At 54.3% G+C, this 20,029-nt stretch carries 16 protein-coding genes, 1 other RNA gene and 1 pseudogene; 13 read left to right on the forward strand and 5 right to left on the reverse strand.

Annotation, left to right across the window (positions count from 1 at the left end):
- Positions 1 to 7 precede the first annotated feature (7 nt).
- Genes agaE through kbaZ form a run of 4 tightly spaced genes read right to left on the reverse strand, consistent with a single transcriptional unit; the run spans position 8 to position 3,465 of the window.
- Positions 8 to 886 carry a PTS N-acetylgalactosamine transporter subunit IID gene (agaE, locus tag BFG58_RS13050; RefSeq protein WP_024906386.1) on the reverse strand — a complete coding sequence of 293 codons (879 nt, stop codon included), beginning with the start codon at positions 884 to 886 and terminating at the stop codon, positions 8 to 10.
- Positions 876 to 1,655: a PTS N-acetylgalactosamine transporter subunit IIC gene (agaW, locus tag BFG58_RS13055; protein WP_024906387.1), complete on the reverse strand. Its 780-nt coding sequence runs from the start codon at positions 1,653 to 1,655 to the stop codon at positions 876 to 878. The genes agaE and agaW overlap by 11 nt, the downstream gene beginning before the upstream one ends.
- Positions 1,656 to 1,665: 10 nt before the next feature.
- The gene (agaV, locus tag BFG58_RS13060; protein ID WP_023333561.1) at positions 1,666 to 2,139 is read right to left on the reverse strand and encodes a PTS N-acetylgalactosamine transporter subunit IIB; all 474 of its coding nucleotides are present in this window, start codon (positions 2,137 to 2,139) and stop codon (positions 1,666 to 1,668) included.
- 18 nt (positions 2,140 to 2,157) lie between these two features.
- Complete coding sequence (gene kbaZ / locus BFG58_RS13065) at positions 2,158 to 3,465, reverse strand: tagatose-bisphosphate aldolase subunit KbaZ (protein ID WP_069719920.1); 1,308 nt, start codon at positions 3,463 to 3,465, stop codon at positions 2,158 to 2,160.
- 239 nt (positions 3,466 to 3,704) lie between these two features.
- On the opposite strand from kbaZ, the gene BFG58_RS13070 reads away from it, so the two are divergent.
- Positions 3,705 to 4,508: a DeoR family transcriptional regulator gene (locus BFG58_RS13070; RefSeq protein WP_045415290.1), complete on the forward strand. Its 804-nt coding sequence runs from the start codon at positions 3,705 to 3,707 to the stop codon at positions 4,506 to 4,508.
- A gap of 45 nt (positions 4,509 to 4,553) precedes the next feature.
- Here BFG58_RS13070 and garD read toward each other — a convergent pair whose 3' ends face one another.
- The gene (gene garD / locus BFG58_RS13075) at positions 4,554 to 6,125 is read right to left on the reverse strand and encodes a galactarate dehydratase (RefSeq protein ID WP_069719921.1); all 1,572 of its coding nucleotides are present in this window, start codon (positions 6,123 to 6,125) and stop codon (positions 4,554 to 4,556) included.
- A gap of 374 nt (positions 6,126 to 6,499) precedes the next feature.
- On the opposite strand from garD, the gene garL reads away from it, so the two are divergent.
- The 12 genes and pseudogenes from garL to BFG58_RS13130 all read left to right on the forward strand — a co-directional run bounded on the left by garL (position 6,500) and on the right by BFG58_RS13130 (position 20,015).
- A complete protein-coding gene (gene garL, locus BFG58_RS13080; RefSeq protein ID WP_045910075.1) occupies positions 6,500 to 7,270 on the forward strand; it encodes a 2-dehydro-3-deoxyglucarate aldolase in 771 nt (256 codons plus the stop codon).
- Positions 7,271 to 7,291: 21 nt separating this feature from the next.
- The gene (gene garR / locus BFG58_RS13085; RefSeq protein ID WP_069719922.1) at positions 7,292 to 8,182 is read left to right on the forward strand and encodes a 2-hydroxy-3-oxopropionate reductase; all 891 of its coding nucleotides are present in this window, start codon (positions 7,292 to 7,294) and stop codon (positions 8,180 to 8,182) included.
- A gap of 59 nt (positions 8,183 to 8,241) precedes the next feature.
- Positions 8,242 to 8,618, forward strand: an RNA gene (gene rnpB / locus BFG58_RS13090) — RNase P RNA component class A.
- Positions 8,619 to 9,042: 424 nt separating this feature from the next.
- A pseudogene (locus BFG58_RS24405) lies at positions 9,043 to 9,294 on the forward strand (pentapeptide repeat-containing protein); the annotation flags it as partial.
- 54 nt (positions 9,295 to 9,348) lie between these two features.
- Entirely contained in the window at positions 9,349 to 10,206 is an 858-nt protein-coding gene (wcaA, locus tag BFG58_RS13095; protein ID WP_048029294.1) for a colanic acid biosynthesis glycosyltransferase WcaA, read from the forward strand.
- Between the two features lie 755 nt (positions 10,207 to 10,961).
- On the forward strand, positions 10,962 to 11,882 hold the full coding sequence (tdcA, locus tag BFG58_RS13100) for a transcriptional regulator TdcA (RefSeq protein WP_045910073.1): 921 nt from the start codon (positions 10,962 to 10,964) through the stop codon (positions 11,880 to 11,882).
- A 100-nt stretch (positions 11,883 to 11,982) separates the two neighbouring features.
- Positions 11,983 to 12,972, forward strand: coding sequence for a bifunctional threonine ammonia-lyase/L-serine ammonia-lyase TdcB (gene tdcB, locus BFG58_RS13105; protein ID WP_023326154.1), 990 nt, complete (start codon positions 11,983 to 11,985; stop codon positions 12,970 to 12,972).
- Positions 12,973 to 12,981: 9 nt separating this feature from the next.
- Positions 12,982 to 14,313, forward strand: coding sequence for a threonine/serine transporter TdcC (tdcC, locus tag BFG58_RS13110; RefSeq protein WP_045415282.1), 1,332 nt, complete (start codon positions 12,982 to 12,984; stop codon positions 14,311 to 14,313).
- Between the two features lie 30 nt (positions 14,314 to 14,343).
- The gene (gene tdcD / locus BFG58_RS13115; RefSeq protein ID WP_069720040.1) at positions 14,344 to 15,552 is read left to right on the forward strand and encodes a propionate kinase; all 1,209 of its coding nucleotides are present in this window, start codon (positions 14,344 to 14,346) and stop codon (positions 15,550 to 15,552) included.
- A gap of 15 nt (positions 15,553 to 15,567) precedes the next feature.
- On the forward strand, positions 15,568 to 17,862 hold the full coding sequence (gene pflB, locus BFG58_RS13120) for a formate C-acetyltransferase (RefSeq protein ID WP_069719923.1): 2,295 nt from the start codon (positions 15,568 to 15,570) through the stop codon (positions 17,860 to 17,862).
- A 149-nt stretch (positions 17,863 to 18,011) separates the two neighbouring features.
- Entirely contained in the window at positions 18,012 to 18,422 is a 411-nt protein-coding gene (locus BFG58_RS13125; protein ID WP_045415278.1) for a Spy/CpxP family protein refolding chaperone, read from the forward strand.
- Between the two features lie 261 nt (positions 18,423 to 18,683).
- On the forward strand, positions 18,684 to 20,015 hold the full coding sequence (locus BFG58_RS13130) for an amino acid permease (protein ID WP_069719924.1): 1,332 nt from the start codon (positions 18,684 to 18,686) through the stop codon (positions 20,013 to 20,015).
- Positions 20,016 to 20,029 lie beyond the last annotated feature (14 nt).

Here is a 20,029-nt window from a genome sequence, read left to right on the forward strand (position 1 = left end):
TTTGCTTTTACAGGAAGTGACAGAACTTACCGACTACGCCCAGCAGCACGGTGATACCAATCAGACGCAGCGGGCTCCAGCCGCGGCGTACCAGCCAGAACATGGTCAGGGTGTAGACCAGCGGCAGGAACGCGGGCATCAGCTTGTCGATAACGTCGGCCTGCAGTTTGACGACGGCATCTCCCGCCTTGATTTCAAGCGTCGTATTGAGTCGGACATAGGTTGCCACCAGCGCGCCAATTACCGTCATCCCGACGATAGACGCCGCGTGACCGACCTTTTTGGTGTTGGCTTTGATCAGCGGAATGGCCGCCACGCCCATCCGGTATGCGTAGTGCGCCAGACCAAAACGCAGGCCGAGGTGCACCACGTTAAAGAGCACGATAAAGACCACGGCCCCCAGAATCGACCCTTGCAGCGCCAGGCTGGCGCCGATACCGCCGCAGATGGGCAGCAGGGTTAGCCAGAACATGGCGTCGCCGATACCGCCGAGCGGCGCGCCGACGGCAATTTTGGTGCTCTGGATGCTGTTCACATCCTGCTTGGAGCGCTCCATCGCCAGAATGATGCCGATAACAAAGGTCACCAGGAACGGGTGGGTGTTAAAGAAGCCCATATGGCCTTTCATCGCCCGCGCCAGGTCTCGCTTGTTGGTGTGGATCTTTTTCAGCGCGGGCAGCAGCCCGTACAGCCAACCGGAGGCCTGCATACGTTCATAGTTAAACGAGGCCTGCAGCAGCATTGAACGCCAGGCCACGCGGTTAATATCTTTTTTCGTCAGTTCGGCACCGATGCTCTGGTCTTCGTAGACGTTTTCGTTGACGCCGGTCAGCAGCGTCTCTTCGGATTCAGACACGCCCGGTAACGTTGTTTGATTAGATGCCATCTTCGAATTCCTCTTTCTGGGCCGCAGGAGCCGTCGGTTCAGGTGATTTACGCATCAGGTCGATCAGCGCCATGGCCAGCGCGGCGGCCGCAATCGCCAGCACCGGAAGCTTGAGCCAGGCGGCGGCGACAAAACCGATAATGAAGTAAGGGATGTAGACGTTTTTCATCATGATCTTCAGCAGCACGGCGAAGCCGATGGCAGGCATGATGCCGCCCGCGACGCCGAGGCCGTCAATCAACCGTGCCGGCAGAACATCAATGGCGGTTTTCGCATGTTCCGCACCGAAGTAGATCGGCAGGAAGGCGCACAGAAAATAGAAGATGCCGAGCGCCAGCAGCGCAAGATAGTTCACCCGTTCAATACCGTGAGTATCTGCATTGGCCGCCATGCGATCGCAGCGTGACATCACGCCGGACATCACCGAGAAGAGGAACGTAATTCCCATCTGTACCGCGACGGCAAACGGGACGGCGACGCCCACGGCAACTTCTGGCTTCACCCCGGTGCTGATGGCAAATGCGGTACCCACAATGGTGCCGATAATGACGTTCGGCGGCTGGGCACCGGCGAGCGGGGCCAGCCCCATCCAGACCAGCTCTAACGTGCCGCCGGTCAAAATACCGGTATGCAGGTCGCCCAGAATCAGGCCGACCAGCGGCCCGAGCACCACCGGGCGGTGCATGTGTGTTAACCCGTTAAACATATCCAGACCGGCGATAAAGGCGAGTATTCCCAACCCCAGCGCCTGCAACAGACTGATTTCCATTATGAATCCCTCAGAGCAGTTTAAAGAGATCCAAAGCAGTTTCTGTTGGAACGCCCTGAACGAAGCATTCCACCCCGGCCGCTTTCAGGCCGTTGAACGCGGCGATGTCGTTCGCGTCGACAGAGACCGTTTTGGCAATTTGTTGTTTGCCACTGGCGTAGTGCATGTTTCCTACGTTGATACGGGTGATGGGCACGCCGCCCTCAACCAGCTTCAGAAAATCAGCGGGTGATTTGCAGACCAGCAGGATTTTCTGGCGGTCAGCTGCGCGGTGAATGTTGTCGATCACTTTTTGCAGTGACCAGAAGCGCACGGCGATCCCTTCCGCGAGCACCATCTCCATCAGGTTCTGTTGAACCGGATCTTCAGCCACCTCATCGTTGGCGACGAGTACCAGGTTTGCCCCCGCAAACCCCACCCACTGCACGCCCACCTGACCGTGAATCAGGCGTTCATCAATGCGGCATAAGACAATGTTTGGCATAGCGCTTTCCTCTTTTTATTATGCGTTTTGCGTTGTTACACCTTCGCAGGCGGCGTGGTACTGCTGGAGTATGTCCTGAATGTGGTCGATGATGAGTTCCCGTGGCGTTGACTTGAGAGCGCCCTCGCGAACTTTGCCGTACTGCAGCGGCAGGTACTGGCTGATCAGCGGCAGCGGAATGGGCTCGTCTGCCAGGTTGCGCACCAGCCGTTCAAAAGCGTCGTCAATCTGGCTGTCCGGCCAGTAATAGCGCACGCGGTCAGAGTAGCTGTAGCCGCGGGCAAGGCGACGCGCGTTGCCGTCACCGTGGTAATGGCTTTGCCAGTATTCCGGGCGATCGAGCATGACGTTTTCCAGCACGTGACGCAGGCCAGAAACGGCTTTCGCTGGCAGCAGTTCCTCTTCGATGGCGGCCAGCGCGAAGAGCGCTTCGCGCAGGGCGAAGGTCAGGGCGGGGCCAACCTTCAGAATCGCAAAGTGATCGTTGACCAGCTTTCGCAGCGCCTGCGGCGTCTGGTAGTCGGTGGAGTGCGCTTCAAACACCAGCGTGTCGTAGGCTTCAACCATTTTGCTCAGGGCGACGGCTTTCTGCGGCTGATAGTCGCAGACGTGCGCATGGTCGAACTCCACGCCGGGCTGGACGACCAGACCAATAATGCGCGGCCAGATGTCGGTTAAGCCTTCCTTTTCGAATGCATGACGGTGCGCTTCAAGCGTGGCGCGGGCTGCGTCCGGCGTGGTGACTTCAAGTTCGGTGAGCGTGTCGTGCGCGCCACCGGGAACCGGTACTTCCGTGCCGATAACGTAGACCAGATCGGCTACACCAAACTGCTCGCGACAGGTCGCTTCGGCAATCTTCGCCAGGCGTGCGGCGCGTCCGGCGACGATCGCATCGGTCAGGGGAACCGGATCGTCCTCACAGGACATGCTGCAGTCGAGGTGGATCTTTTTGAATCCGGCAGAAACATAGCTTTTGATCAGATCGTCTGCGTTGGCCATCGCCTGTTCCGCAGGGAGATTTTGCCAGCGGTTGGGGCCTAAATGATCGCCGCCGAGGATCAGCTGTGACGTCGGGAAACCGAGCGAGTCCGCCAGCTGGCAGACAAACCCGTGAAAATCAGCGGGCGTCATGCCGGTATAGCCGCCAAATTGATCCACCTGGTTGGAGGTGGCCTCGATCAGCAGCGGGGATCGATGCGAATGCGCATAACGAATGGCCGCTTCCAGTACCAGCGGATGCGCAGAGCAGACGGCGTAAATCCCGTTTGAATTCCCCCGTTTATGGTGTTCCACCATTTCTGTCAGATGTTTCACTTTCCTCTCCATTTCGGATGGTAATGATATTTATCTTTCGTTTTGTTTCATTTAATCCTGCATCATGGTGATATAAAAATAAAACGAAAGATAATAGTTTTCCGATCTGTTTCACAAAAGAAACATAATGAAAGGTTTCAGCGTGATGCCAGCTTGCGTATCGTCACCATGCAGGGCTTGCATTCCCGTAAAGGAAAGGCCTTAATAGGCAAAACGAAATGAAACGAAAGAATATTGATTAAGGAGCTCGTATGAGCAGCACCGATTCATCCGCAGAAAAGCGCATCACCGGCACCAGTGAAAGGCGAGAGCAGATCATTCAGCGGTTGCGGGCGCAGGGAAGCGTGCAGGTTAACGATCTGTCTCATCTGTACGGCGTTTCGACGGTGACGATCCGCAATGACCTCGCCTTTCTTGAGAAGCAGGGCATTGCCGTTCGCGCCTACGGCGGGGCATTGATTTGCGAAGGTAATGTGCCGGGCGCTGAGCCTTCCGTGGAAGATAAAAGCTCGCTAAATACGGCGGTGAAGCGCAGCATCGCCCAGGCCGCTGCCGCGCTGGTCAAACCCGGGCACCGCATCATTCTGGATTCGGGTACCACGACGTTTGAAATCGCCCGCATGCTGCGTCAGCACACGGATGTGATTGCGATGACTAACGGCATGAACGTGGCGAACGCGCTGCTGGAAGCTGATGGGGTGGAGTTGCTGATGACCGGCGGGCATTTGCGTCGTCAGTCGCAATCCTTCTACGGTGACCAGGCCGAGCAGTCGCTACAGAATTACCATTTTGACCTGCTGTTCCTGGGCGTCGATGCCATCGATCTCGATCGGGGCGTGAGTACGCATAACGAAGACGAAGCCCGTCTGAATCGCAAAATGTGCGAGGTGGCGGAGCGTATTATCGTTGTTACTGACTCCAGCAAATTTAATCGCTCAAGCCTGCATAAAATCATTGATACGCAAAGGATTGATATGATTATTGTCGATGAAGGTATTCCGGCGGAAAGTCTTGAAGGATTACGGAAAAGCGGGATTGAGGTGGTGTTGGTTTAATTTTTTTTACCCTCTCCCTGGGGGAGAGGGTAGAGTGAGGGGAAATCACGTCACCGGTGCCGGGTTAAACACCGCCAGCTGGTTGTGTAATCCCCACTGATCCGAAAAGGTTTTCTTCCGCCCGCTGGCGACATCGAGAATGAAGTGGAACAGCTTCCAGCCCACGTCCTCAATGCTCTCTTCTCCGGTGGCGATGGTGCCCGCGTTGATATCCATTAAGTCATACCAGCGGTTCGCCAGCGCGGTGCGGGTCGCCATTTTGATCACCGGTACCGCCATCAGACCGTACGGCGTGCCGCGCCCGGTGGTAAAGACCTGCACCGTAATGCCGGATGCCACCTGCTGCGTGCCGCACACAAAATCGCTGGCCGGCGTTGCCGCGTAGATCAGGCCGCGTTTCGTCGGGCGCTGTCCCGGAGAGAGCACCTCTGCAATGGCGCTCTGCCCGGATTTGGCAATAGAGCCGAGGGCTTTTTCCACCACGTTTGCCAGGCCGCCTTTCTTGTTCCCGGGGGAGGGATTGGCGCTGCGGTCGGTTTTGCCCATATCGAGATAGTTATCGTACCAGGCCATCTCCTCAAGCAGGCGCTTGCCGACCTCTTCATTAATCGCGCGCGGCGTCAGCAGATGGATGGCGTCTCGCACTTCGGTCACCTCGGAGAACATCACCGTGGCGCCGCAGCGAATGAGCAGATCGGACGCATAGCCCACCGCCGGGTTGGCCGTTACGCCGGAGAAGGCATCGCTGCCGCCGCACTGGGTGCCCACAACCAGCTCCGAGGCCGGGCACGTTTCGCGCTGGCGGCTGTTGAGCTTGTCCAGATGGCGTTCTGCCACCTGCAAAATATCGTCGACCATTGAGCGGAAACCGACGTGGCGTTCGTCCTGCAGGCGCACGATGCTGGCATCGTCTGCCGGGATGGCTTTGACATCCTCGGTCCCCTGAAGTAAACGTTCTGGCTGCAATTTTTCACAGCCGAGGCCAATGACCATCACCTCGCCGCCAAAGTTCGGGTTCAGGGCGATATTGTGGATGGTCCGGATAGGCACCACGGCAGCAGGGGCGTTAATCGCCACGCCGCAGCCGTAGAGGTGGTTCAGGCCCACCACGCCGTCGACGTTCGGGTATTTTGGCAGCAGATCGCGTTCGATGATTTTCACCACGTAATCCACTACGCCCGCCACGCAGTGCACGCTGGTGGTAATGCCGAGCAGATTTTTGGTGCCGACGCTGCCGTCCGCATTGCGATAGCCTTCAAAGGTATAGCCTTCCAGTGGGGGAAGCGGTTCCGGCACGCGGGTTGCCAGCGGAAGCGTATTCAGCGGCGGCGCTTCTGGCAGCGCCACCAGCGACTCCTCCACCCAGCTTCCCTGCGGTATCGAACGAACGGCATAGCCGATGACTTCACCGTAACGCACGATTTCGCTGTTAACAGGGATATCCACCAGGGCGACTTTATGTCCCTGCGGAACATGCTCAATCAGTTCCAGCCCGTCCGGAAAGCGGGTTCCCGCTTTTAAGCCATTGTCGTTGACGATAATCGCCACGTTATCGGCGTCGTGCACTTTTATATAAAACGCTGTCGGCGGTGCCTGTCGAATTTCAATGTCGGCCATTGTTCAGTATTCTCCAGCAAAAACTCTGATAATAAATTCAGCCATTTTTCTAATGGTAGAAATAAATACGCGGCTTTCAGAAATAAAGCATGTCAGCAGAATGAATAGCAAAATGTGATCCCGATCGCTTCAGAACCCGTAATCCTTGATTCTGTGCATTAGCGCCCAGTGCTTTGTGCATATGCAAAAATTTTTATCAAAATATACCGTAATACCTGAGCATTAAAACAATGTGCGGTCGCGGATAGCGTCTTATACTGAATGACGTTTTTATCACGCCAGAATACGGCAGAATAATAAATATCATGCTGGCGCGGTGTCTGAATAAATAAAATGATGCTGAAAAAGGCTGCTGAATTAAAAAGGTAAATACGATGAATAACGCGATCTTCCCGAATAAATTTAAAGCGGCTCTCGCGGCGCACCAGATTCAGATTGGCTGCTGGTCCGCGCTGGCAAATCCCATCAGCACCGAAGTGCTGGGCCTGGCTGGTTTCGACTGGCTGGTGCTGGACGGCGAGCATGCGCCGAACGATATCAGCACCTTTATTCCGCAGCTGATGGCGCTTAAAGGCAGCCACAGCGCTCCGGTGGTGCGTGTCCCCACCAACGAACCAGTGATTATCAAGCGTCTGCTGGATATCGGCTTCTACAACTTCCTGATCCCGTTTGTGGAGACGGAAGAGCAAGCGGCGCTGGCCGTTGCGTCAACGCGCTACCCCCCGGAAGGGATCCGCGGCGTCTCCGTTTCACACCGCGCCAATATGTTTGGCACCGTCCCGGACTATTTCGCGCAGTCCAACAGCAACATCACCATTCTGGTTCAGATCGAGAGCCAGCAGGGCGTTGATAACGTCGACGCGATTGCCGCCACAAACGGCGTGGACGGTATCTTCGTCGGTCCAAGCGATCTGGCTGCTGCCTTTGGCCATCTGGGCAACGCCAGCCACCCTGACGTGCAGCGCGCGATCCAGCACATCTTTGCCCGCGCCAAAGTACACGGTAAACCGTGCGGCATTCTGGCGCCGGTTGAGGCTGACGCACGCCGCTATCTGGAGTGGGGAGCCACGTTTGTTGCCGTCGGCAGCGACCTCGGCGTTTTCCGCTCGGCTACGCAGAAATTAGCGGACGCTTTTAAAAAATAACCATCATTGAGGAAACAGATTATGACGCTGAAAGTGGGCTTTATTGGCCTGGGGATCATGGGTAAACCAATGAGTAAGAACCTCATCAAAGCGGGTTACTCACTGGTGGTATCCGATCATAATCCACAGGCCGTGGCTGAGGTGATGGCGGCGGGAGCAGAAACGGCCACCACCGCGAAAGCGATTGCCGAGCAGTGCGATGTCATCATCACCATGCTGCCAAACTCCCCGCATGTTAAAGAGGTTGCGTTGGGTGAAAACGGCATTATCGACGGCGCGAAACCGGGCCTGGTGCTGATCGATATGAGCTCTATCGCACCGCTTGCAAGCCGTGAAATCAGCGAGGCGCTAAAAGCAAAGGGCGTCGATATGCTGGATGCGCCGGTCAGCGGCGGTGAGCCGAAAGCGATCGACGGCACGTTGTCGGTGATGGTCGGCGGTGATAAAGCCGTTTTCGATAAATTTTACGACCTGATGAAAGCCATGGCGGGCTCCGTGGTGCACACCGGAGAGATCGGGGCGGGTAACGTGACCAAGCTGGCAAACCAGGTGATTGTGGCGCTCAACATTGCCGCCATGTCTGAAGCGCTGACGCTGGCAACCAAAGCGGGCGTCAATCCGGACCTGGTCTACCAGGCCATTCGCGGTGGTCTGGCGGGCAGTACCGTGCTGGATGCCAAAGCGCCCATGGTCATGGATCGCAATTTCAAACCTGGTTTCCGCATCGACCTGCATATCAAAGATCTGGCGAACGCGCTGGATACCTCCCACGGCGTGGGCGCACAACTGCCGCTGACCGCAGCGGTCATGGAGATGATGCAGGCGCTGCGTGCCGATGGCCTGGGCACGGCCGATCACAGCGCAATTGCATGCTACTACGAAAAACTGGCGAAGGTGGAAGTGGCGCGATAATCACGCCTTACCTATACCTGAGGGTGACAGCGGCGTGCAAACCCTCTATACTGCGCGCCGAAGCTGACCAGACAGTCGCCGCTTCGTCGTCGTCCCTTTCGGGGGAGACGGGCGGAGGGGAGGAAAGTCCGGGCTCCATAGGGCAGGGTGCCAGGTAACGCCTGGGGGGGAAACCCACGACCAGTGCAACAGAGAGCAAACCGCCGATGGCCCGCGCAAGCGGGATCAGGTAAGGGTGAAAGGGTGCGGTAAGAGCGCACCGCGCGGCTGGTAACAGTCCGTGGCACGGTAAACTCCACCCGGAGCAAGGCCAAATAGGGGTTCACATGGTACGGCCCGTACTGAACCCGGGTAGGCTGCTTGAGCCAGTGAGCGATTGCTGGCCTAGATGAATGACTGTCCACGACAGAACCCGGCTTATCGGTCAGCTTCAACTTCTTCTAAAACAATTCGTTGGTGTGTCTCAGGCTTTCTAAGGCAAAACTGTGACACAGACTGTGATACAAACGAGGCACACCAACGGCTGTTCCATCCCGACTATCCAGAAACCTGGCAACCGCGACAGCCTTCATTTCTGACTACCTTCAGGTGGTTTTTTCGTATGTCTCTGGATTGCGATTCATGTTTATTCCCTGTCAATATTTGATCTTCAGACCACCCTGGCTCACTAAAATGTATGAGAAAAATAAATGAATCGTTAATAAATACAGTTTACCCCTAATTAATTTCTGAAAATGAAGAGGGGCTATTGCTACAGGATGATAAGAGCGCTTAACTCAACGCCTAATTTACCCATCGGTATTCAGTTGAGCATGAACAAAAAAAACAAACGAAAAAAACTGATTAAATATCATAGAAAGATGCTGAAAAATCGCCGATACCAGCCTGATTTGGCAGGTGCAGACCTGCGGTTTATGGATCTCAGGGGGCTCTATTTACGCAATATTGATTTATCGGGATGCGATATTTCGTTTTGTGATCTTCGGGGAGCCGATTTCTCCTGTGCTAATCTTGCAGGCGCTAATCTTAGCTACTGTAAAACGGAAGGTACTATTTTTTGTCATGCTGATTGTACTTGCGTGGATTTTACTGGAAGCGATATCCATAATGCCTGCTTCAACGATCGCACCGGGCCATTGATGGAACATGAGAAAATTGAAAGTGACATGCCACTATCCCGACCACTCATCTCCATCTATATGCCAACCTGGAACCGCCAGACATTGGCGATCAGAGCCATACAATCGGTGCTGAATCAAGACTATGTGCACTGGGAACTCATTATCATTGATGATTTCTCATCGTCATTTGACCAGCTCTTGACGTATATCACTGAACTGAATGACCCGCGCATTACCTATATTCGCAATGAATTTAACTCTGGCGCTTGTGCAGTTCGAAATCAGGCTATACGGATGGCCCGGGGTGATCTTATTACGGGTCTGGACGATGATGATGAATGGCTGCCGACACGCCTGTCCTCTTTTCTTACCTGTCAACATCAACTTCAGTTGCACAGTTTTTTATACGCAAATGATTATCTCTGTGACGGTACCGGATATCATCACCCTCATGAGTTGCAGGTATATCCGAAACCGGCTTATAAAAAAAGCCTGTTTGATAAACGCAATATTATAGGCAACCAAATGCTGACCTTAACCAGTAGAATGCAACAGATCCTGTTCGACGACGCCTTGCCTGCGGCTCAGGATTATGATGCGTTTTATCGGCTTGCAGAAACCTTCGGTGAACCTTTCAAACTGGATGACATCACCCAGGTGCTTTATGTCAATCACGGCGACGTCCGCATTACCTGCTCAGGACGAAAATTTTCAGGTTATCTACGTTTTTACCGGAAACACAAAGCCAAATTAGACGTACCGAGTAAAAAATATCAGCTCTTCACTCTTTACTACATTCGCAACAAAAAAATGCGCCCGCAAACCCTGATGAAATTGATGACGCTACGCAATCTGAAACGCTATCTGATGATGTATACCCGCTTCCGGAACAAAAAGTTCTAAGGTGTACAAACGCCAAGAGTCGTTGTGGTGTTCAGAATGAGTAGATTGATACGGAAATCTTAGCGACGAGGGGCTGGATAAGTCGCCGGGAATCACCCCGGCAGACAACCACGACGAACGGGTAAGCGCTGCGCCACCCCACAACCACACAAACGACATCAATTCTCATATTTGCGACATTAAGCACATTTCACTGTTTTTCCCTTATCAATTCCACCCCAGTATCTGCATACGATCGACATCACAAAATTTAAATCCAAAAAACCGACGATCTGCAGTATTGATAATTTGTTATGATTGTTAGCTTAATGATCGCAAATCTTTTCTCGTTTGATATGCACATATTGAAATCAAATACATTTCTCCCATGAATGTGTGACGTATTCCACTCTTTTCCTGAAGTCTGAAAATTCACGCCGTAAAAAATTGATAAATTGAAAGAATGTTTCAAACAAATAACGGTTATTTATTGGTCTTTAATTGCCTGAAATATCGTCTTTATTGATTTTTTAAGAGCGATGAATTTTATCCGGGTTATCGCCATAAAATAAATTTATTACCGCTATTTTTGTTGATCAATATCAGCGTTGTAGCGTATTTTTATGTTTCTATTTTGTTGATTTGTAAGGTTTTTAATGGGTTTTTGAGAGGTGAGTTAAAAGGGCTGAAAAGCAAATTGTGAGTAACAGCACATACCCCTTTAAACATTATTGAGTAGAATTCACCCCGTCATAGGGAAATAAGCGCAGAATATTATGAACACTATTATTCTACCGAAAACACAGCACCTCGTGGTATTTCAGGAAGTCATTAAAAGTGGCTCCATAGGTTCTGCAGCAAGGCAGCTGGGCCTGACGCAACCCGCCGTCAGCAAAATTATCAGCGATATTGAGTCCTACTTCGGCGTGGAAGTGATGGTGCGCAAAAACACCGGCGTGAAACTGACCGCCGCGGGCCAGGTTCTGCTCTCGTACTCAGAGTCGATCACCCGCGAAATGAAAAACATGGTGAGCGAAATCAACAGCCTGAGCTTCAGCACCGTTATGGATGTCTCCTTTGGCTACCCGTCACTGATCGGCTTTACCTTCCTGTCCGGGATGATCAAAAAATTTAAGGAAGTGTTCCCGAAAGCGCGCGTCTCAATGTATGAAGCCCAGCTCTCCTCTTTCCTCCCGGCCATTCGCGACGGCCGTCTGGATTTTGCCATCGGCACGCTGAGCGACGAAATGCTGCTGCAGGATCTCCACGTCGAACCGCTGTTTGAGTCCGAGTTTGTGCTGGTCGCCAGCAAAACGCGAACGTGCACCGGCCCGACGACACTGGCATCGCTCACGCACGAGCAGTGGGTGATGCCGCAAACCGATATGGGCTACTACAAAGAACTCCTGACTACTCTGCAAGACAACCACATCAGCATCGAAAACATTGTCCAGACCGATTCGGTCGTCACCATTTATAACCTTGTCCTGAATGCCGATTATCTGACGGTGATTCCCCGCGACATGATCGCCCCATTCGGTTCGGATCAATTTATTGTGCTACCTGTGGAAGATGAATTACCCGTGGCGCGTTATGCCGCCGTGTGGTCTAAAAATTACAGAATTAAAAAATCGGCGTCCGTATTAGTTGAGCTTGCAAAACAATATTCGTCGATGAATGTCGAAAGACGACGATAAATAATAAGTTACTATTTAAAAAATACCCAGAGCTTAACGTATTAACGCTCTGATACCCTGACTTTGCCTGAAAAGAATGAATTATTATAACGAGGATATTATGCATATTACTTACGATCTCCCGGTAACCATTGAAGATATTCAGGATGCCAGAAAACGCCTGGCAGGCAAGATATATAAAACCGGTATGCCACGCTCGAATTATCTCAGCGAACGTTGTAAGGGCGAAATATTCCTGAAGTTTGAGAACATGCAGCGTACCGGCTCGTTCAAAATTCGTGGCGCGTTTAATAAATTAAGCTCGCTGACCGATGCTGAAAAACGCAAAGGCGTGGTCGCCTGCTCAGCGGGAAACCACGCGCAGGGGGTTTCCCTTTCCTGCGCCATGCTCGGCATCGATGGCAAAGTGGTGATGCCAATGGGCGCACCAAAATCCAAGGTGGCCGCGACGCGCGACTACTCGGCGGAAGTGGTGCTGCACGGTGAGAACTTTAACGACACCATCGCCAAAGTCAGCGAAATCGTCGAGATGGAAGGGCGTATTTTTATTCCGCCTTACGATGACGCCAAAGTGATTGCCGGGCAGGGCACCATCGGCCTGGAAATTCTCGAAGATTTATATGACGTGGATAACGTGATTGTCCCTATCGGCGGCGGCGGTTTAATTGCCGGGATTGCGACGGCGATTAAATCCATCAACCCGACCATTAATATTATCGGCGTACAGTCTGAAAACGTGCACGGAATGGCAGCCTCCTGGCAGGCAGGAGAAATAACCAACCATCGCGTCACCGGCACGTTAGCCGACGGCTGCGACGTCTCTCGCCCGGGCAAATTAACCTTCGAAATCGTTCGTGAACTGGTCGATGACATTGTGCTGGTGAGCGAAGACGATATTCGCAACAGCATGATTGCCCTTATTCAGCGAAATAAAGTGGTGACGGAAGGCGCTGGCGCACTGGCCTGCGCGGCGTTATTAAGCGGCAAACTGGATCACTATATTCAGGGCCGCAAAACCGTCTGCATTATTTCCGGCGGCAATATCGATCTCTCCCGTGTTTCCCAAATTACTGGCTTCGTTGACGCATAAAGGTGACCTATGAGCAACACAGAAAGCATTATCGTTGGCCAGACAAAAACGTCCTCCTGGCGTAAGTCTGATACCACCTGGACGCTTGGCCTGTTTGGTACCGCCATTGGCGCAGGCGTGCTGTTCTTCCCCATTCGCGCAGGCTTTGGCGGATTAATCCCTATCCTGCTGATGCTGGTTCTCGCGTTCCCGATTGCGTTTTACTGCCACCGCGCGCTGGCGCGCCTCTGCCTGTCCGGCAGCAACGTCTCCGGCAACATTACCGAAACGGTGGAAGAGCATTTCGGTAAAACCGGCGGGGTGGTGATCACGTTCCTCTACTTCTTTGCCATTTGCCCGCTGCTGTGGATTTACGGCGTCACCATTACTAACACCTTCATGACCTTCTGGGAAAACCAGCTCCAGCTGCCTGCGCTGAACCGCGGCGTGGTGGCGCTGTTCCTGCTGCTGCTGATGGCTTTTGTCATCTGGTTCGGTAAGGACCTGATGGTGAAGGTGATGAGCTTCCTTGTATTCCCGTTTATTGCCAGTCTGGTGCTGATTTCGCTGTCGCTGATCCCTTACTGGAACTCCGCTGTGATCGACCAGGTCAACCTGAGCGATATCGCCTTCACCGGCCATGACGGCATCCTGGTCACGGTGTGGCTGGGGATCTCCATCATGGTCTTCTCCTTTAACTTCTCGCCTATCGTCTCCTCGTTTGTGGTTTCCAAGCGCGAAGAGTACGAGCCGGAGTTCGGTAAAGAATTCACCGAGCAGAAATGTTCCAAAATCATCGGTCGCGCCAGCATGCTGATGGTCGCCGTGGTGATGTTCTTCGCCTTTAGCTGCCTGTTTACGCTCTCTCCGCAGAACATGGCGGATGCCAAAGCGCAGAACATCCCGGTGCTCTCTTACCTGGCGAACCATTTTGCCTCCATGTCCGGCACCAAATCGACGTTTGCGACGGTACTGGAATACGGCGCTTCCATTATTGCCCTGGTCGCTATCTTCAAATCCTTCTTTGGCCACTACCTGGGCACGCTGGAAGGGCTGAATGGCCTGATCCTCAAGTTCGGCTACAAAGGCGATAAGAAGAAGGTCTCTGTCGGCAAACTGAACACCATCAGCATGGTCTTCATCATGGGCTCCACCTGGATTGTGGCGTACGCCAACCCGAATATTCTCGACCTTATTGAAGCCATGGGCGCACCAATCATCGCCTCTCTGCTGTGCCTGCTGCCGATGTACGCCATCCGCAAAGCGCCAGCCATGGCGAAATATAAGGGCAAACCCGAAAACATCTTCGTCACGGTTGTGGGCCTGCTGACCATTCTGAATATCGTTTACAAACTGTTCTAAACCATTGCTCAGGAAGAGCGGAGTCACATGATGATTGAGTTTCCGGTTGTACTGGTAATTAACTGCGGTTCGTCCTCTGTTAAGTTTTCGGTGCTCGACGCCAGCAGTTGCGACGCCCTGATGACGGGCATTGCTGACGGCATCAACACTGAAAAGGCCTTTATTTCCGTGAACGGGGGTGAGCCAGCCAGACTGGCTCACCAGGACTACGAAGGGGCGCTGGCTGCCATCGCCCTGGAGCTGGAGAAGCGTGACCTGATGAGCAGCGTGGCCTTAATTGGCCACCGCATTGCGCACGGCGGCGACCTCTTCAGCGAGTCGACCCTGATTACGGAAGAGGTGATTGAGCAGATCCGCCAGGTCTCTCCGCTGGCGCCGTTGCATAACTACGCCAACCTGAGCGGCGTGGAAGCCGCAGAGCGTCTGTTCCCGGGCGTGCAGCAGGTCGCGGTATTTGATACCAGCTTCCACCAGACGCTGCCGCCGCAGGCGTATCTGTACGGTTTGCCGTACCGCTATTTTGAAGCGCTGGGCGTGCGCCGCTACGGCTTCCACGGCACCTCTCACCGCTATGTGACCGCGCAGGCTCATTCGCTTCTCGGGCTGTCCCCCGATGACAGCGGCCTGGTGATCGCCCATCTCGGCAACGGGGCGTCCATCTGCGCGGTGCGCAACGGCCAAAGCGTGGATACTTCCATGGGGATGACCCCCCTGGAAGGACTGATGATGGGTACGCGCTGCGGCGACGTGGATTTTGGCGCGATGGCGTGGATTGCTCAGCAGACCGGTCAGTCGTTTGAGGATCTTGAGCGCGTGGTCAACAAAGAGTCCGGGTTGCTGGGGATCTCCGGCATCTCTTCAGACCTGCGGGCGCTGGAGAAAGCCTGGCATGAAGGCAACGAGCGGGCTGTGCTTGCGATCCAGACCTTCATTCACCGCATTGCGCGACACATTGCCGGGCACGCGGCGTCGCTGCACCGCCTGGATGCGGTGGTCTTTACCGGCGGCATCGGCGAAAACTCAACGCTGATTCGCGCCCTGGTGGCTGAACGCCTGAAGGTGTTTGGCGTCCTCCTCGACGACGCCAAAAACACCCTGCCGGGTAGCGCGGGTGAGCGCGTCATCAGCACCGATTCGTCCCGCGTGGTCTGCGCGGTGATCCCTACCAACGAAGAAAAAATGATCGCGCTGGACGCCCTCCGTCTTGGGAAGGTTACCCCGGCTGCGGCTTACGCCTGATAAAGCGAGAAACACATGAACGTAACAATCGATACGGGCGTCGCCCCCTACAGCGACGCATGGGCCGGGTTTCGCGGTGAAGAATGGAAAAACGCCGTCAACGTGCGCGATTTTATTCAGCATAACTACACCCCTTACGACGGCGATGAAGCTTTCCTCGCGCAGGCGACGCCAGCAACGACGGCGCTGTGGCAGAAGGTGATGGTCGGCATTCGTCAGGAGAATGCCACCCACGCCCCGGTGGATTTTGACACCAACATTGCCACCACCATTACGGCCCACGGGCCGGGCTATATTGACCAGGATCTGGAGACGATCGTCGGCCTGCAAACCGACAAGCCGCTCAAGCGCGCCCTGCATCCGTACGGCGGGATCAACATGATCCGCAGCTCGTTTGAGGCCTACGGGCGGGAGATGGATCCGCAGTTTGAATATCTCTTTACCGAGCTGCGCAAAACCCACAACCAGGGGGTGTTTGACGTCTATTCGCCGGAGATGATGCGCTGCCGCAAATCCGGCGTGCTAACCGGGTTGCCGGACGGCTACGGGCGCGGGCGCATCATCGGCGACTATCGCCGCGTGGCGCTGTACGGGATCGCTTATCTGGTGCGCGAGCGTGAACTTCAGTTCGCCGATCTGCAGGGCCGGCTGGAGCGCGGCGAAGAGCTGGAGGCGACGATCCGCCTGCGCGAAGAGCTTGCGGAGCACAAGCGCGCGCTGCTGCAGATCCAGCAGATGGCGGCGAACTATGGCTTTGATATCTCACGCCCGGCGATGAATGCCCAGGAAGCGGTGCAGTGGCTCTATTTTGCCTACCTGGCGGCGGTGAAATCCCAGAACGGCGGAGCCATGTCGCTGGGGCGCACGGCCTCGTTCCTCGATATCTACATCGAACGCGACATGCAGGCGGGACGCCTGAATGAGGTGCAGGCCCAGGAGCTGATCGACCACTTCATCATGAAGATCCGCATGGTGCGCTTCCTTCGCACGCCGGAATTCGACACGCTCTTCTCCGGCGATCCGATCTGGGCCACGGAAGTGATCGGCGGCATGGGGCTGGACGGCCGCACGCTGGTGACCAAAAACAGCTTCCGCTATCTGCACACGCTGCACACCATGGGACCCGCGCCGGAGCCGAACCTGACGATCCTATGGTCAGAACAGCTGCCGATCGCGTTCAAGAAATACGCCGCGCAGGTGTCGATTGTCACCTCGTCGCTGCAGTATGAAAACGACGACCTGATGCGTGCCGATTTCAACAGTGATGACTACGCGATTGCCTGCTGCGTCAGCCCGATGGTGATCGGCAAGCAGATGCAGTTCTTTGGCGCGCGCGCCAACCTCGCCAAAACGCTGCTGTATGCGATCAACGGTGGGGTGGACGAGAAGCTGAAGATCCAGGTCGGCCCGAAAACCGAGCCGCTGCTGGACGACGTGCTGGATTACGACACCGTGATGGCGAGCCTCGATCACTTTATGGACTGGCTGGCGGTGCAGTACATCAGCGCGCTGAATCTCATTCACTACATGCATGATAAGTACAGCTACGAAGCCTCGTTGATGGCGCTACACGACCGGGACGTTTACCGCACCATGGCCTGCGGCATTGCCGGGCTATCGGTAGCGGCGGACTCCCTGTCCGCCATTAAATACGCCACGGTGAAGCCGGTGCGCGACCATACCGGTCTGGCGGTCGATTTCGTAATAGAAGGGGACTATCCGCAGTACGGCAACAACGACGATCGCGTGGACAGCATCGCCTGCGATCTGGTGGAGCGCTTTATGAAGAAAATTCAGGCGCTGCCAACCTACCGCAATGCGGTACCGACTCAGTCGATCCTGACCATCACCTCCAACGTGGTTTACGGGCAGAAGACCGGGAACACGCCGGACGGACGACGCGGCGGCACGCCGTTTGCCCCTGGCGCGAACCCAATGCACGGCCGCGACAGAAAAGGGGCGGTGGCTTCGTTAACGTCGGTCGCCAAGCTGCCGTTCACCTATGCCAAAGACGGGATCTCTTACACCTTCTCCATCGTGCCGCAGGCGCTGGGCAAAGATGAGCTGGTGCGCAAAACCAACCTGGTAGGGCTGCTGGACGGGTACTTCCATCACGAAGCGTCTATTGAGGGCGGGCAGCACCTGAACGTTAACGTGATGAACCGGGAGATGCTCCTCGATGCCATTGCGCATCCCGAGAACTACCCGAACCTGACCATCCGCGTCTCGGGCTATGCGGTGCGGTTTAATGCCCTGACGCGCGAGCAGCAGCAGGATGTGATTTCGCGAACGTTTACCCAATCTATCTAAATGTGAGTTCTCATGCCCCCTCAACGCAGGGGGCATTTTTTTGCCCGCTAAACATACAAAATTGTTTATATAATTACTCACACATATTCATCCGCTCTTGAAAAACAATGCTCCTGCTTTTTCCTATAACAGAATGTAAGGACAGTAAGATGATGAAAATGACCCGTATTGCGTTGGCCGCCGCCACGCTGGCCGTGTGCAGTTTTACGGCGCAGGCCGCTAACGTTGAGGCTGCTCCGTCTCCATCGCAGGACCCGCTGGTTCAGCACCTGAAGCTCAGCAATGAGCAGGTTAAGAAGATTGAAGATCTGCATAAGCAGCTGGAACAAAATGTCAGCAAGATCCCAATGACGGGCGTGAAGGACGGTGCGCTGATCGACATGTTCCAGGCGGGTAAATGGGACGAAAGCACGGTGAAAAGCCAGCTTAGTGCATTCAGCAAAATTGAAGAGCAGACCCGCTATTACCGCGTGAAATATTACTTCGACGTCAGCCAGGTGTTAACGCCGGAACAGCGCAAACAGATTAGAACGGATATGGCTAACGCGCTGGCTAACTGATTTCCTGCCCGCGCACCGCGCGGGTTTTTATTTCTTGATCGGCGTCACTTTTAGAAAAATACCGTCTATCAACCCAGTAAAAAAGCAAATTTTCCTCTATCATTCGAAAATCCTCATAAAAGTTGTGACTTTTTTCTCCCTCGCTCCGGTTAAGATTTTCTCACACCAATAACAAGCACCTGCTGCCATCTGAATCGCAATCGCTGGCGATCGGAACCCTATAAAAACAACTGTTTACCCTACAAAATAAGCGAGTGCCCCATGGATACGGCAACAAACAGCAGTGTCATTGTGAATGATTCCCCCGCGGCAAGGCGGGCGGGAATGAGTGAAAGCGAGTGGCGAGAGGCGATTAAATTCGACAGCACCGACACGGGTTGGGTCATCATGAGTATTGGGATGGCTATCGGCGCGGGGATTGTTTTTCTCCCCGTGCAGGTCGGATTAATGGGGCTGTGGGTATTTTTGCTCTCCTCCATTATTGGTTATCCCGCCATGTATTTATTCCAGCGGTTGTTTATTAACACGCTGGCGGAATCCCCGGAATGTAAAGACTACCCGAGCGTGATTAGCGGGTATTTGGGTAAAAACTGGGGCATTTTATTAGGTGCGCTCTATTTCGTGATGCTGGTGATCTGGATGTTTGTCTATTCCACGGCCATTACCAACGACAGCGCCTCGTATTTGCACACCTTCGGCGTGACCGACAGTTTGCTCTCAGAAAATCCGTTCTACGGTTTATTTCTGATTTGCATTCTGGTCGCGATTTCGTCACGCGGTGAAAAGCTGCTGTTTAAAGTGTCCAGCCTGATGGTGCTTACCAAGCTGTTTGTCGTTGCGGCGCTGGGGCTGTCAATGATTGGCCTCTGGCATTTAGCCAACGTGGGCATGCTGCCGCCGCTGGGGCTGTTGATTAAAAATGCCATCATTACGCTGCCCTTTACCTTAACCTCCATTCTCTTTATTCAGATCCTGAGCCCGATGGTGATCTCATACCGTTCACGTGAAAAATCGGTGGAGGTGGCGCGTCATAAGGCACTGCGGGCGATGAACATTGCCTTTGGCATCCTGTTTGTGACGGTCTTCTTCTACGCCGTCTCCTTCACCCTGGCGATGGGGCACGATGAGGCGGTCAAAGCCTACGAGCAGAATATCTCTGCCCTGGCGATTGCGGCGCAGTTCATCAGCGGCGACGGCGCGGGCTGGGTCAAAATCGTCAGCGTGATCCTCAATATCTTCGCCGTGATGACCGCGTTCTTCGGCGTCTACCTCGGCTTCCGCGAGGCTACGCAGGGTATCGTCATGAACATCCTGCGCCGCAAAATGCCGGCAGAAAGAATCAATGAAAACGCCGTCCAGCGCGGGATTATGCTGTTCGCCATTCTGCTGGCCTGGAGCGCGATAGTCCTGAACGCGCCGGTGTTGAGCTTCACCTCCATTTGCAGCCCCATCTTCGGCATGGTGGGCTGCCTGATCCCGGCATGGCTGGTCTACAAGGTACCGGCGCTGCATAAATATAAAGGCGTATCGCTGGTGATAATCATCATCACCGGACTGCTGCTTTGTGTTTCCCCTTTCCTCGCATTCTCCTGAGGGTCATTAAGGTC

This window comes from Enterobacter sp. ku-bf2 (assembly GCF_001742765.1).
Lineage (GTDB): Bacteria > Pseudomonadota > Gammaproteobacteria > Enterobacterales > Enterobacteriaceae > Enterobacter > Enterobacter quasiroggenkampii.